Below are 13152 nucleotides of genomic sequence, written 5' to 3'. Positions count from 1 at the left end.
ATCGGTTAGTCCGGACAACGCACTCCTCTGCAGAAGCAAACACCACGACATGTGCTCAAAACGCTTCATACGCTGTACAGCGTATGGTAGCCAATGAACCCAGTGCAGTTGCGTCGCTTCTGGACAGTCCCTAAGTGCGGCTAACTGTCATCCGGCTACGTAAAAATGACAATGTCCTCATCAACCCAGGTGCAATCACCGCTTTGCCAGAATCGTTTGGGCCATCTGAAGAAAGCCACATGAGCAGTGATCCTTTCTCAAAAAAACGTCACGAAGTCGCGCGGCTCTGGGTGGCAGCGTTGCGCCTTGCGCTTGACCACCGTCCCGACATTCAGGAAACACACCGGCTCCTCGCCGTCGCGCAGGTCGAACAGTCGCCTCATCCGAGGTGACTGCATGGCTTGGCCGCTGGTGAGGCTGCTGCCCAGCGACTGGCTGTGCGCCATCAACAGCACGTTCTGCACCGCGCAGCCCACCGAGATCATGCGCTCCAGCATGGGGATATTGGCGTCGACAACACCAAGTTGGGCCACCACCAGCATCAGCAGGGGCGCTCTATAGGCCTTTTCGCGCGCGGACTCGATCTGTTCCAGCGTGGCGCCAGGATCGCGATCCACCAGGGCCAGGGCGAACACTTCGGCCAGATCCGCGCGCCGTTCCGTCGGAACGATCACGAAGCGCCATGCTCGCAAGAGGCCGTGGTCAGGTGCGGCTGCGGCCGCGCGAAATAACTGTTCGAGCTGAAGGTCTGACGGCCCTGGCTCAACAAGCCGCTTGGGTGAGACGTTCTGGCGCGTGGTGATCAACGCCTGCGCAGATCCGTCTGGCAACTCAACATTTGGAAGCGGCTCGCGAAAGGCGATCCGTGACAAGGATTCCTCTGCCCGCTGCAGTGACGTGTCCATGGGTATCTCCCGGAATAGCGGCGTGGGCCGCATCGTTGTACCTACTTTGCGGTGGACAGAATCCAGGTGGCCAGGGCTTTGGCATCCGCGTCACTGAGCGTCGCTTGCGGTGGCATCGCCATAGGCCCCCACTTGCCGGCACCGCCATTCTTGATGCTCGCGGTCAGCACAGCAGCCGCGTCCTTCTGGCCTTTGTATTTGTTGGCGACCTCCTGATACGAGGGACCAACGATCTTTTTGTCGACGGCATGGCACGCCATGCAAGCGTTCTTTTGAGCCAATGCCAGATTGGCCTGAGCTGCGACGGGCGCGAAACTGCCCACCAGCGCGGCGAGCGTCAGAAACTTACGAAACATGGGTTCTCCAGTGAAAGGGGCGGGTGGCGCTCGGGCCACCCGGAATCTTCAAGCGAAGTGGCGGTCCTTGAACGAAATCGTGGCCTTGTAGTCCTCAACAGTGCCCACGCGGCGGATGCTTCCCCAGGTGCCCTTGTAGTAAGGGATGACGTTGCGGTCGACCCAGCTGGTCACGACGTTGCCGTGCACGCCCTTGATGTAGCCAAAGAGCATGAAGGTGTGGCCAGTCTTGGCAGACTTGATCGGATAAGCCATCGCATAGGTGCTTCCGTAGTCGTTGTAGACCTCGATCACGTCGCCCGCCGCAATGCCCAGTTGCCTCGCGTCGTCCATGTTCATCTCGATGAAGGCCATCGGAATGCGGTCACGCACGAAAGCGTTGTACTGGTCGTGGTACGCGGTCTGCCAAACCTCGTTGGCGCGGCCTCCGTTGATCCAGTATTTATGTTTCGCCTTCTGATCGGCCACCGGTTTGGGCAGACCGTTCCAGGGCGCGGGCTTGAACTCGGCGCGCCCGTCCTTGGTGTCGAACTTGCCGTCGGCGTAGTGAATCTCGGTGCCGATGAGCTTCTCGCCCTCCACGCGCTGGATCGGCAACTGCACCCCGTTGTTGCCGGCCTTGCGCAGCAGCGCGTAGGTGGCCATGTAACCGGTGTCACCGCCCTGGCTGTCAATCGGTCCGACGCCAGGCCGGCCTGCGCGACGGAAGCCATCGTTGAACGCATCTTCTTCGGTCTTCCAGTCGAAGCCGTCGAAGCGCTTGGCCATGTCGGGTTTGTTGTCCTTCAGGTAGAGCGCCTTGAGTGCGTTGGCGATGTCGGCGGCAATCAGGCAGTCCGGCTTCGCAGAACCGGGCGCATCCATGAACTTCTCGGACAGGCGCAGGCGGCGTTCGCCGTTCATCGAGGTGAGGTTCATCTCCCCCGGGTGCGCAGCAGGCAGCAACAGGTGCGCCTCTTCCGCGATCATGGTCGGGTAGAGGTTCATCGCCGCGATGAACATGCCACCCTTGTTCTTGCAGGCGTCGTAGACCTTTTTGTCTCGCGTGCCTTGCTCAAGATGGGCAACCGCGACGTGACTGGCGTTGACTTCCGCTGGTTCCCTGAACCGTTGCTCAGCGAGCGCTCTTATCCCAAAGACCTGCTCGTCATCGAGCGCCGGGAGTGGGGCAACTTTTACGGCCACCTCAAAGCGGTGAAAGAAGGCGATCAGGTGGTGGCCGAAGGAGAGGCCGCCTGGCCCGAACTGCAGAAACGGTTTGACCGTGCCAACGATCTTTTCAACCAAATTTACATCATTGAAAAGAACGACATTGGTCACGTGAACTACCGCATTGAGCAGTTGCGACTGGAAGAGCGGCGCGCGCAGTTGGGTGGGCGACTCACCGAAGTGCTCAAGGCGGATCTGGCACAAAGGCGCTCATCTCTCAACACCGAGTTTGCAGGCCTGCAGGAAAAACTCCAGGTCCTCCGCACGGAGATTGGCCGCGACACCGTGGTGGGCGAGGTGATGGACGGGCAGCTAAAAGAGGTCAAGCTGGCCTTGATCGCGGATGTGTACCGCCCCAACGACATGAGTTTTCTGGCAAAGATTGGCCACTACTTCAAGAAGCTGGCCGAGTTTCTGAAGGACGACCCCCGGGAAGCCAACACGGAAGGCGGCATCTTTCCGGCGATTTTCGGAACGGTGTTGATGGTGCTCCTGATGTCCGTGATCGTGACGCCGTTCGGGATCATGGCGGCCATCTACATGCGCGAGTACGCCAAGCAGGGGCCGTTGATCCGCATCATCCGCATTTCCGTGAACAACCTTGCGGGCGTCCCTTCCATCGTCTACGGCGTGTTTGGTCTTGGCTTCTTCGTCTATTTCCTTGGGGGCAACATCGATCAGCTGTTCTTCGCAGAAGCGCTGCCAGCACCGACGTTCGGCAGTCCAGGCATTCTTTGGGCATCACTGACCCTGGCCATCCCCTTGCCGGTGGTGATCGTATCCACCGAAGAAGGGCTTTCTCGGGTGCCCCGTTCGCTGCGTGAAGGCAGCCTGGCACTGGGTGCCACCAAGGCCGAAACGCTGTGGCGGACGGTGCTTCCGATGGCCAGTCCCGCGATGATGACGGGCTTGATTCTCGCCGTCGCCCGCGCCGCGGGTGAGGTGGCGCCTTTGATGCTGGTGGGTGTCGTGAAGCTTGCCCCGACCTTGCCCCTGGACAGCTACTTCCCCTTCCTGCATCTGGAGCGCAAGTTCATGCACCTGGGATTTCACATCTACGACGTCGGGTTCCAGAGTCCCAACGTGGAAGCCGCACGGCCGTTGGTGTACGCCACTGCCTTGTTGTTGGTGATCGTGATCATGGTGCTCAATATCTTCGCCATCCGCCTGCGCAACCGCCTGCGCGAAAAGTTCCGCGGCCTCGAGTCGGTTTGAGCTTGCCCGACCGCCGATCAAGAAACCCTCACACCGCACGCACATGACCACCATGAACTCCACCACTGAAGTCGCCCGCCCCACCGTCCCCATGCCGGTCAGCCACGCCTTTGCGCAGGCCGCACCGCTGTCAGACCAGGAGATGAGCCTCGAGGTGAAGAACCTCAATCTTTTTTACGGTTCCGCCCAGGCTCTCAAGAATGTCTCGATGGGCATTCCAAAGAGCAAGGTCGTCGCCTATATCGGCCCCAGTGGTTGCGGCAAGTCGACACTGCTGCGTTGTTTCAACCGCATGAATGACCTCGTGGACAGTTGCCGCATCCAGGGCGAGATCATCCATGAAGGGCGCAACATCTACGAGAAAAACGTCAACGTAGCCCAGCTTCGCCGGCGCATTGGCATGGTGTTCCAGAAGCCAAATCCATTCCCCAAGTCCATCTATGAAAACGTGGCCTATGGCCTTCGCCTGCTGGGTGTGCGTGACAAGGCACAGCTGGACGATGCGGTGGAAACGTCGCTTAAGGGCGCAGCGCTCTGGGGCGAAGTGAAGGATCGACTGGACACTAACGGATTGAGTCTCTCGGGTGGGCAGCAGCAGCGCCTGGTTATTGCTCGGGCCATCGCCCTGGAGCCCGATGTGCTGCTGCTGGACGAACCCTGCTCGGCGCTGGACCCGATCTCCACGGCGAAGGTGGAGGAGTTGTTGCACGAGCTCAAGTCCAAGTTCACTATTGTGATCGTGACCCACAACATGCAGCAGGCGGCTCGTGTATCCGACTACACGGCCTACATGTACTTGGGTGAGCTGATCGAGTACGCCCCCACCGATCAGATTTTCACCAAACCGTCCCGGCAGGAAACCGAGGACTACATTACCGGCCGTTTCGGCTGAAGCCAACAGCGTTGAAGGCAACCAGGACCCGCCATGGAAAAACACATTTCAAGCCAGTTCGATTCCGAGCTCAACTCAATTTCCAGCCGGGTACTTGAACTCGGTGGTGTGGTGGAGAGCCAGATAGCCACGGCCATTCTGGCTTTGACCCATTCCGATACGGCCGCCGCAGAGCGCGTCTTCCAACTGGAAAAAACCGTCAACCAGATGGAGGTGGACATCGACCGTGATCTCTCCACCATGCTCGTGCGCCGCCAACCCGCTTCCAGTGACATGCGTTTCCTGGTCGGGATCTCCAAGACCACGGCCAACCTTGAACGCGCGGGGGACGAAGCCACCAAGATTGCGCGGATGGCCCAATCCATCATCGAGAGCGGTTCCGCAAGGCGCATGCCAGTAGCCGAGTTGCGTCTGGCTGCAGAACTTGCGTCCCAGATTTTGCGGCGTGCATTGGATGCACTGGCCCGCCTCGACGTGAATGAAGCCCTTCAGATCATGCGTGAAGACGACAAGATCGATGTCGAGTTCAACGGCTTTGTGCGTAAGCTGGTGACGTTCATGATGGAGGATGCACGCACCATCTCCCCCAGCCTGGACCTGTTGTTCGTGGCCAAGGCGCTAGAACGTATCGGGGATCATGCCAAGAACATAGGGGAATTGATCATCTACATCGTCAAGGGCGAGGATGTGCGGCACATCCCGCTCGATGACGTGGAGTCGGTGAGCGGATGAGAAGGCAACCGAGGGTTTTGATCGTCGAGGACGAGTTATCGATCGCTGAATTGATAGCGGTCAACCTGCGTCACAACGGTTTTGTACCGACCGTTGCATTCGACGGGGACGCAGCTCAGCGAGAGGTGCAGACGGTCTTGCCAGATCTGATCTTGTTGGACTGGATGCTTCCCATCGGTAGCGGACCGACATTGCTTCGGATGTGGAGAAAAGACCCGAGGACCAAGGGCATCCCTATCATCATGCTCACTGCGCGCAACGAGGAACCGGACAAGGTTCTCGGGTTGAACGCAGGAGCCGACGACTACATTACCAAGCCGTTCTCCACGCAGGAATTGTTGGCTCGAATCAAGGCCGTGCTGAGGCGGCGCGCACCCGACATCGTCACAGAGTCAATCCGAGTGGGTGAATTGCATCTTGATGCGGTGACGTACCGAGTAACGTTTCGCGGGAACGAACTCAAGGTTGGGCCGACAGAGTTCAAGTTGCTTCACTACTTTATGAAAAACTCAGAGCGAGTGCACTCACGGGGAGTTTTGCTTGATCGTCTCTGGGGCGATCATGTCTTCATCGAAGAAAGAACGGTCGACGTCCACGTCAAACGATTGAGGGAGAGTTTGGGCGCGGCAGCAGCCATGGTGGAAACCGTGCGCGGGGCTGGCTACCGATTGACGGCTCTCTACAACATTGGCAGAACTGCCGAGATAGGCCCGTCGGCCAGCGATGGGTAGGTCCAGCTACCCTTGATGGCGAAAAAATCTGCGCCGAAACCGACTCGAATCAGGATAGGCATTCCGGTCTTTCACCGGGGCCTTGTGCCGTCAAATCTACAGGTTCGACCCCTGCAGGCCAACCTTAAGCTCTCAAGTTTCTTCGAAGCACTGATGCTCGGCCCGAAATGCACTTCGTGCACGCGTATCTTCGCAAGGCAAACGTCGAGATTCGCCGCATCGTGGACCCCAGCATCAGCCAGTCGATCCATCTCGCGATGGCGCGCATGTCAAACTTTGCGCCGCACGCAAGTGCGATGATCAAACCATGCAATGCGTCGATGTGATCGTGATTGGTGGAGGACAGGCCGCCTTGTCGGTCGGCTATTTCCTGCGCCGCACTGGTCGCAGCTTCATGATCCTCGATGCCGAGGTCGGTCCGGGCGGTGATTGGCGACACGCCTGGCAATCGCTGCGGTTGTTCTCGCCTGCGGTCTGGAGTTCGCTGGCCGGTTGGCCCATGCCGCCCGGCAACGACCACTATCCGACGCGCGACCATGTGCGCGATTACTTGCAGCGCTACGAACAGCGCTACGAGCTGCCGGTGCGTAGGCCTGTCTGGGTAGAGTCGGTTGAAAGCAGCACCCAGGGACTGCTTGTTCATTCGCCCGAGGCGACCTGGCAGGCGCATGCCGTGGTCAGCGCCACCGGAAACTGGCGCAACCCCTTCGTTCCGCCCTTCGCGGATCGGGACAGGTTCCTCGGTACACAGATCCATTCATCTCGCTACGTGGATCCGTCCGCGTTCGCCGGCCAGCGCGTCCTGATTGTCGGCGGCGGCAACTCAGGCGCCCAGATTCTGGCCGAACTGTCGCAGCACGGGCAAGCCACTTGGGTCACCGAACAACCTCCTCGCTTCCTGCCTGTCGAGGTGGACGGTGGGGTGCTGTTGCAGCGACCGACCGAACGCTGGCGCGCCATGCAAGAGGGCCGTCCCGTCGACGCCCTTCCCGCTGGCTTTGGCGACATCGTGATGGTGCCGCCCGTACGAGAGGCGCGGGCACGAGGCGTACTCGTCGCACACGAGCCGTTCGTGCACTTCGTCGAACACGGCGTGCGCTGGAGCGACGGCACCGAGTCCACGTTTGACGCCGTGGCCTGGTGCACCGGTTTTCGGCCGGCACTGGACCACCTGGGGCCACTGGGCGTGATCGACGCGCAGCGACTCGTCGCCTTGAATGGCACGCGAAGCCTGCTAGAGCCCCGGCTGTGGCTGGTGGGTTACGGGGATTGGACCGGCATGGCCTCGGCCACACTGATCGGCGTCATGCGCAGCGCACGCAGCACAGTTCGGGAAATCACCATGGCACTCGACAACCAGGCACCACGGACAACAGCGGCCTGAGGTCGCCGAGAGAAGGGCATTGACGCTAGCCAGCACAGCCACGGTACAGCAACCTCTTTGTAACGATAGAGCCCAGACCATCGCAGTGATGGACCCCCATCCCCACGAGCGCCTGAAGCCTTTTCATACCAGTCATCTATCTCAAGGACAGTTGACGAGCAATCAGCTTGCCTCTACCATTATTCGCAATTCTACGAATAACGAATAAACAGCATGACAACAGCCCGATGTGCATCCCTCCAGGCCGACGAGGAACTGGACGCCGAGGAACTGGCCGTGCTGCTCAAGGCACTGGCGCACCCGGCGCGCATCCGGCTGCTGCAGCATCTGGCGCACCACGGCACCTGCTACTTCGGCAACCTGTCGGACGTGGTCGAGCTGGCGCCGTCCACCACATCGCAGCACGTCAAAGTGCTCAAGGATGCCGGCTTGGTGCTGGGCTCGGCCGAAGAACAGCGCACGTGCTACTGCGTTAATCCCGATCGATTGGCCGTGCTCAAGCGGCTGGTTGCGGCACTCTGACTGAAGTGCCATTTTTTCGCCAATTAATTCGTATATCGACGAAGTACGAAGGAGCCTTCATGAAGGTGCAATCCATCTCTCCATCACCTGTAGCCGTGATCGGTGCCGGGCCGGTCGGCTTGGCTGCCGCAGCCCATCTAGTGCAGCGTGGCCTGCCGGTTGTGGTGCTGGAAGTCGGCACCAGCGTCGCGACCCACCTTGGCAGCTACCGCCACGTGCGGCTGTTTTCGCCATGGCGCTACAACGTCGATCGCGCAGCGCGTGCCTTGCTGGAAACAACCGGCTGGTCGGCCCCCAATGAAGACTACTTGCCAACGGCCGGGGAAGTCGTGGATGACTACCTTGCGCCGTTGGCTCGCACGTCTGCCTTGGCACCTCACATCCAATTCGGTACCCGCGTGATAGCTGTCTCGCGCGATGGCTTCGACAAGGCCAAGACCGCAGGCCGCGAGCACGCAGATTTCCTGCTGCAAGTTCAGAGCGCCAAGGGTTTGCGCGAGGTGCGCGCACGGGCAGTGATCGATGCTTCGGGGACCTGGTCACAACCCAACCCTCTGGGCATGCACGGCCTGCCCGTACCAGGCGAGGTCGAGGCTCGCGCGCACATCGCGCATGGCATGCCCGATGTGCTGGGTACGGATCGTCACCGCTATGCCGGACGCAAGGTGCTGGTGGTGGGGGCAGGGCACTCGGCCGCCGGCAACCTGCTCGCTCTGGCCACCCTGGCCGAACAGCAGCCCGGCACGCGCCTTGCCTGGGCGGTGAGAGGCACCGACCTGCGAAAGCTCTTCGGCGGTGGCGAAAACGACGGATTGCCCGCACGAGGCCAGCTGGGCACACGCCTTCGCGCCATGGTCGAAGAAGGACAGCTCGAACTTCACCTTGGTTTTGGCATTCGCCAGATCGTCGCGCAACCCGATGGCTTGAGTCTGTTCGCCGTAGATGCGGACAAAGCTCCCATCGAGGGCATCGACGAGATCATTGCCTCGACGGGCGCACGACCCGACCTCGACATCACCCGGGAAGTGCGCCTGCGCCTGGACCCGTGGCTGGAGAGCACCGATGCGCTGGCGCCATTGATCGATCCGAACGTGCACAGCTGCGGCACTGTGCGGCCGCACGGGCACCGCGAACTCGCGCATCCCGAGCCAGGCTTCTATGCCATCGGTGCGAAGAGTTACGGCCGTGCACCCAATTTCCTGCTGGCCACGGGCTACGAGCAGGCGCGCTCGGTCGTTGCCGCATTGGCTGGCGACCTTCGCGCCGCCGACGACGTGCAGCTTGAGCTGCCCGAGACAGGTGTGTGCTCGGTGAATCTCGCAAACCAAAATCTCCCCGCTGGCGATGCGAACTGCTGCGGCGGACCGGCCAAGGTCGACACGACCGCCTGCTGCTCGCTCGATGAGTCGAGCAAGGCCCAAGGTCAGTCGGGCTGCGGGTGTGGTCCGAAACGGACTTCTTCAGTGACGACACAGCCAGAGGTCGAACGGCCGCGGGCAGCACCGTCCAATACCTGCTGCGGCTGAGATGGCCGCCGCCAGCAACGTAGGTACCGTCGCGGCGCTGGGGACTGCCCAGACCCTGGCATGGGCCTCCACCTACTACCTGCCGGCCATGCTGGCAGTCCCCATGGCGCGCGAACTCGGCGTGAGCACGCCTACGGTATTTGCAGCGTTCTCGGTCGCACTGGGCGTATCGGCACTGATCGGCCCATGGGCCGGGCGTGCCATTGACCTCCACGGCGGGCGGCCAGTGCTGATGGGTACCAGCTTGCTTTTTGCATTCGGACTTCTTGCACTCGGCGCTTCGCAAGGCATCTGGTCACTTTTCGCGGCCTGGGCGCTGATCGGTCTGGCCATGGGCAGCGGCCTCTACGAGGCTGCCTTCTCGGCTTTGGTCCGGCTGTACGGGCACGGCTCTCGCAACGCCATCACAGGGATCACGCTGATTGCGGGGTTTGCCAGCACGGTGGGCTGGCCTCTGTCAGCCTTGCTTGAGACCCACTTCGGCTGGCGGGGTGCCTGCTTCGCGTGGGCCGGTCTTCACCTTTTGCTCGGGTTGCCGTTAAACGCAGCGCTGCCGCGCGTGGCCGTGGTGGCGCCGTCCGATCCGAAAAAGCCGCTGGACATCGACGCCGTGCCGCAGTCCGCCTTCCGGGCGCGCACCACGACGGCTTTGCTGGCTTTCGTCTTTGCTACCACCTGGTTCATCAGCACTGCGATGGCGGCGCATCTTCCCAGTCTGTTGCAAGCCAGCGGCGCAAGTCTGGCCGTGGCGGTGGGGGTGGGCGCGCTGATCGGCCCAGCGCAAGTGGCTGGCCGGCTGCTCGAATTCGGATTCCTGCGGCATGTGCACCCCTTGCTGTCGGCTCGACTCGCGGCGTTGGGGCATCCGCTGGGCGTGGTGGGCTTGCTCATTGCCGGGCCAGTGCTGGCGCCGCTTTTCGCCGTTCTGCATGGTGCGGGCAACGGCATTCTCACCATCGCCAAAGGCACGCTACCGTTGGTGCTGTTCGGGCCCCAGGGATATGGCGCGCGGCAAGGGTGGTTGATGTTGCCAGCGCGCGTGGCGCAGGCCTTGGCGCCGTTTCTTTTCGGATTGGCGCTGGTGCGATGGGGCGCGGGAGCGCTTTGGTTGTCGGCGGGCCTAGGCATCTTGGCTCTACTTGCGATCATGGCCTTGCCAGGGGAATGCACGCAGCTCGCCCAGCAGGTGGCTGACCTGCAGGAGCGCATCGCAGCCGAAGAACGACATCGTCAATCGCTGGAAGAAAAGCACCAGCATGCGCGCCAGGCGTTGGAGCATTTCCGACAATCCACCAAGGAGCAGCGCGATCAAGACCAGCGCAAGCACGAGCAGCAGGTGCAGTACCTGCTGGCCGAGTTGCGCACCGTGAACGACACCTTGGCAACCAAACAGCAGGAAGCCGTCCACGCCTTGCAGGACAACGCGCGTTTGCTGGGCGATTTGTCGCGGGCCCAAGGCGATCTGCACCAAGCCCAGTAAGAGATGCGCGGCCTGCGGCCACTCAAGGATGAGCTGGGGTTTGCGCAAAGGCGCACCGAGGAGTTGGGCCGGCGCCTGGTGGAGCAGGATGCGGCCGTCCAGCAGTTCAGCACCACGAACGAGCAGTTGCAGGCCAAGGTCGATGGATTGCTCACTGTGAAGCAGCAGTTGGAACTGGCGCTGGCGACGGCCAGGTCATCCGTCACGGCGCAAGAGCAGGTCGTGGCCAGCATGTTGGAGCGATTCAATGCGACGGCACCTGCTCTTGGGTTGGCGGTGAATAACCCGGATGAAGTGGCCCGGCGATCAGTCAAGCGAGAGTCAAAAAAGTCAACGGGGACAGGGACTTATGGTTGTTTCTGCGGTTTTTACATGAATCCCTGCCGACCCTCTACTACGTAAGATCGACTGCAACGCGCCGCCAAAAATCGCGCAGGAAGGGCTAGACGCTCACCGAACCCGGTTTACCACTAGGCCTAGCGAACCGACAGAAAGTCCGTTCACAGACCTTGACCTTCCCATGGCGTCACGGCTCATCCTTTCCTCAACTCACAGCAATACCTCTCGCGACAATTTGGCGGAAGATGGTGATCAGGGCCACGGGGTTTCGTAACTTCCAACAAGGGAAAGACATGGACACACAAGCACAACACAACCATGCGGACCACCACGGCGCGTCCAAACCGCCTCACCCGGCAACCGGACTGAAAGATCCGGTGTGCGGGATGGCCGTCACCGAGAAGTCGCCACACCACCTCGAGCACGCGGGGCGACCGTACTATTTCTGCAGTGCGAAGTGCCAAACCCGGTTTGCGGCCGAACCCGAGCGGTTTGTTAAAAACGCGGCGGAGCGTCACGCAGCCCCAACGCCCGCTCCGCAGGGCAAGCCCGGCACGGTCTACACCTGTCCCATGCACCCGGAGATACGCCAGGACCACCCCGGAAACTGCCCCAAATGCGGCATGTCGCTGGAGCCGGTCATGCCCGAACTGGACGCCGACGAGAACCCCGAGCTGGTGGACTTCCAGCGGCGCTTCTGGTGGACCTTGCCCCTCACGGTGGTGGTCGCCGTGCTGGCCATGTTCGGCCACAACCTGGGCTGGTTCGACATGGCCACACAGAGCTGGATCGAGCTGGTGCTGACCGTGCCGATCGTGCTGTGGGCCGGTTGGCCGTTCTTTGTGCGCGGCGCGCAGTCGATCGTGAACCGCAGCCCCAACATGTGGACGCTGATCAGTCTGGGTACCGGCTCCGCGTTTGTGTACAGCGTGGTGGCCACGGTGGCGCCGCAGGTGTTCCCCGATTCCTTCGTGTCGATGGGGCGGGTGTCGGTGTACTTCGAAGCAGCGGCGGTGATCATCTCGCTGACCCTGCTGGGTCAACTGCTGGAACTCAAGGCGCGGTCCCAAACCTCGGCGGCCATCCGCTCGTTGCTGGGTCTGGTGCCCAAGACCGCGCGGCGCATCGCGGCCGACGGCCAGGAAGAAGACGTGCCGCTGGCCCATGTGCATGTGGGCGACCTGCTGCGTGTGCGCCCCGGCGAGAAGGTGCCCACCGACGGCACCGTGGTCGAGGGCAGCAGCGCGCTCGATGAATCGATGCTCACAGGCGAGCCGTTGCCGGTGACCAAGCGGGTCGGTGACAAGCTGATCGGCGCCACGCTCAACACCAGCGGTGCGTTGGTGATGCGCTCCGAACACGTGGGCTCGGACACCGTGCTCTCGCAAATCGTGCAGATGGTCGCCATGGCACAGCGTTCGCGCGCGCCCATGCAGCGCATGGCCGACCAGGTGGCGGGCTACTTCGTGATGGGTGTCGTGGTCGCGGCGCTGCTCACCTTCTTCGGCTGGGGCTTGTTCGGGCCCGAGCCGAGCTGGGTCTATGCCCTCATCAATGCGGTGGCCGTGCTGATCATCGCGTGCCCCTGCGCCCTGGGCCTGGCCACGCCCATGTCCATCATGGTGGCGACCGGGCGCGGCGCCACCCACGGGGTCTTGTTCCGCGACGCCGCCGCCATCGAGAACCTGCGCAAGGTCGACACACTGATCGTCGACAAGACCGGCACCTTGACCGAAGGCCGGCCGACCTTCGAACGCGCCGTGGGCCAAGGGAATTTCCCTGAAGACGAGGTGCTGCGCCTCGCCGCCAGCCTGGACCAGGGCAGCGAACACCCGCTGGCCCACGCCATCGTGGCCGCCGC

Annotated in this window: 13 protein-coding genes and 1 pseudogene; 11 read left to right on the top strand and 3 right to left on the bottom strand. The window is 61.8% G+C overall.

Features of this window, described 5'->3' with window-relative positions; all coding sequences use genetic code 11:
- Positions 1 to 257 precede the first annotated feature (257 nt).
- From AC3WPZ_RS16600 to AC3WPZ_RS16590, 3 genes are read right to left on the bottom strand one after another with little or no spacing between them, the layout of a single operon-like run.
- Positions 258 to 905 carry a nitroreductase family protein gene (locus tag AC3WPZ_RS16600; RefSeq protein WP_492440614.1) on the bottom strand — a complete coding sequence of 216 codons (648 nt, stop codon included), beginning with the start codon at positions 903 to 905 and terminating at the stop codon, positions 258 to 260.
- Positions 906 to 946: 41 nt separating this feature from the next.
- Positions 947 to 1261, bottom strand: coding sequence for a c-type cytochrome (locus AC3WPZ_RS16595; RefSeq protein WP_492440612.1), 315 nt, complete (start codon positions 1259 to 1261; stop codon positions 947 to 949).
- 48 nt (positions 1262 to 1309) lie between these two features.
- The gene (locus AC3WPZ_RS16590; protein WP_492440680.1) at positions 1310 to 2446 is read right to left on the bottom strand and encodes an arsenate reductase (azurin) large subunit; all 1137 of its coding nucleotides are present in this window, start codon (positions 2444 to 2446) and stop codon (positions 1310 to 1312) included.
- 324 nt (positions 2447 to 2770) lie between these two features.
- Between AC3WPZ_RS16590 and pstA the strand changes: the two genes are divergently transcribed.
- From pstA to AC3WPZ_RS16535, 11 genes and pseudogenes are all read left to right on the top strand, one after another.
- Entirely contained in the window at positions 2771 to 3685 is a 915-nt protein-coding gene (gene pstA, locus AC3WPZ_RS16585; RefSeq protein ID WP_492440678.1) for a phosphate ABC transporter permease PstA, read from the top strand.
- 91 nt (positions 3686 to 3776) lie between these two features.
- The gene (pstB, locus tag AC3WPZ_RS16580; protein ID WP_492440676.1) at positions 3777 to 4577 is read left to right on the top strand and encodes a phosphate ABC transporter ATP-binding protein PstB; all 801 of its coding nucleotides are present in this window, start codon (positions 3777 to 3779) and stop codon (positions 4575 to 4577) included.
- Positions 4578 to 4610: 33 nt separating this feature from the next.
- Positions 4611 to 5309: a phosphate signaling complex protein PhoU gene (phoU, locus tag AC3WPZ_RS16575; protein WP_492440610.1), complete on the top strand. Its 699-nt coding sequence runs from the start codon at positions 4611 to 4613 to the stop codon at positions 5307 to 5309.
- Positions 5306 to 6040 (top strand): phosphate regulon transcriptional regulator PhoB, encoded by a 735-nt coding sequence (gene phoB, locus AC3WPZ_RS16570; RefSeq protein ID WP_492440608.1) that lies wholly within the window; start codon positions 5306 to 5308, stop codon positions 6038 to 6040. Before phoU ends, phoB begins: the two co-directional genes overlap by 4 nt.
- Before the next feature lie 167 nt (positions 6041 to 6207).
- Complete coding sequence (locus AC3WPZ_RS16565; protein WP_492440606.1) at positions 6208 to 6366, top strand: hypothetical protein; 159 nt, start codon at positions 6208 to 6210, stop codon at positions 6364 to 6366.
- A complete protein-coding gene (locus AC3WPZ_RS16560) occupies positions 6348 to 7424 on the top strand; it encodes an ArsO family NAD(P)H-dependent flavin-containing monooxygenase (protein ID WP_492440604.1) in 1077 nt (358 codons plus the stop codon). The genes AC3WPZ_RS16565 and AC3WPZ_RS16560 overlap by 19 nt, the downstream gene beginning before the upstream one ends.
- Before the next feature lie 213 nt (positions 7425 to 7637).
- Positions 7638 to 7946: an ArsR/SmtB family transcription factor gene (locus tag AC3WPZ_RS16555; RefSeq protein ID WP_492440602.1), complete on the top strand. Its 309-nt coding sequence runs from the start codon at positions 7638 to 7640 to the stop codon at positions 7944 to 7946.
- A 59-nt stretch (positions 7947 to 8005) separates the two neighbouring features.
- Positions 8006 to 9472, top strand: a complete 1467-nt coding sequence (locus AC3WPZ_RS16550) for an FAD-dependent oxidoreductase (RefSeq protein ID WP_492440600.1) — start codon at positions 8006 to 8008, stop codon at positions 9470 to 9472.
- A gap of 1 nt (position 9473) precedes the next feature.
- A pseudogene (locus AC3WPZ_RS16545) lies at positions 9474 to 10628 on the top strand (MFS transporter); the annotation flags it as partial.
- A gap of 327 nt (positions 10629 to 10955) precedes the next feature.
- Entirely contained in the window at positions 10956 to 11354 is a 399-nt protein-coding gene (locus tag AC3WPZ_RS16540) for a hypothetical protein (RefSeq protein ID WP_492440598.1), read from the top strand.
- 230 nt (positions 11355 to 11584) lie between these two features.
- Positions 11585 to 13152 (top strand): heavy metal translocating P-type ATPase (locus AC3WPZ_RS16535; protein WP_492440596.1); only part of this gene is annotated, 1568 nt, incomplete at its 3' end.

The sequence above is a fragment of the Hydrogenophaga sp. FW305-3-2-15-A-LB1 genome, from assembly GCF_058787875.1.
Note: the sequence above shows the minus strand (reverse complement) of the source record. Positions and strands in the feature narration are given on the sequence as shown.

What these genes read in the sequence shown, in the direction of transcription:
- AC3WPZ_RS16595 (WP_492440612.1), bottom strand. Translation starts at nt 1,261, where the DNA reads ATGTTTCGTAAGTTTCTGACGCTCGCCGCGCTGGTGGGCAGTTTCGCG.
- AC3WPZ_RS16540 (WP_492440598.1), top strand. Translation starts at nt 10,956, where the DNA reads ATGCGCGGCCTGCGGCCACTCAAGGATGAGCTGGGGTTTGCGCAAAGG.
- AC3WPZ_RS16560 (WP_492440604.1), top strand. Translation starts at nt 6,348, where the DNA reads ATGCAATGCGTCGATGTGATCGTGATTGGTGGAGGACAGGCCGCCTTG.
- AC3WPZ_RS16600 (WP_492440614.1), bottom strand. Translation starts at nt 905, where the DNA reads ATGGACACGTCACTGCAGCGGGCAGAGGAATCCTTGTCACGGATCGCC.
- AC3WPZ_RS16555 (WP_492440602.1), top strand. Translation starts at nt 7,638, where the DNA reads ATGACAACAGCCCGATGTGCATCCCTCCAGGCCGACGAGGAACTGGAC.
- AC3WPZ_RS16565 (WP_492440606.1), top strand. Translation starts at nt 6,208, where the DNA reads ATGCACTTCGTGCACGCGTATCTTCGCAAGGCAAACGTCGAGATTCGC.
- phoU (WP_492440610.1), top strand. Translation starts at nt 4,611, where the DNA reads ATGGAAAAACACATTTCAAGCCAGTTCGATTCCGAGCTCAACTCAATT.
- pstA (WP_492440678.1), top strand. Translation starts at nt 2,771, where the DNA reads ATGGACGGGCAGCTAAAAGAGGTCAAGCTGGCCTTGATCGCGGATGTG.
- pstB (WP_492440676.1), top strand. Translation starts at nt 3,777, where the DNA reads ATGCCGGTCAGCCACGCCTTTGCGCAGGCCGCACCGCTGTCAGACCAG.
- phoB (WP_492440608.1), top strand. Translation starts at nt 5,306, where the DNA reads ATGAGAAGGCAACCGAGGGTTTTGATCGTCGAGGACGAGTTATCGATC.
- AC3WPZ_RS16550 (WP_492440600.1), top strand. Translation starts at nt 8,006, where the DNA reads ATGAAGGTGCAATCCATCTCTCCATCACCTGTAGCCGTGATCGGTGCC.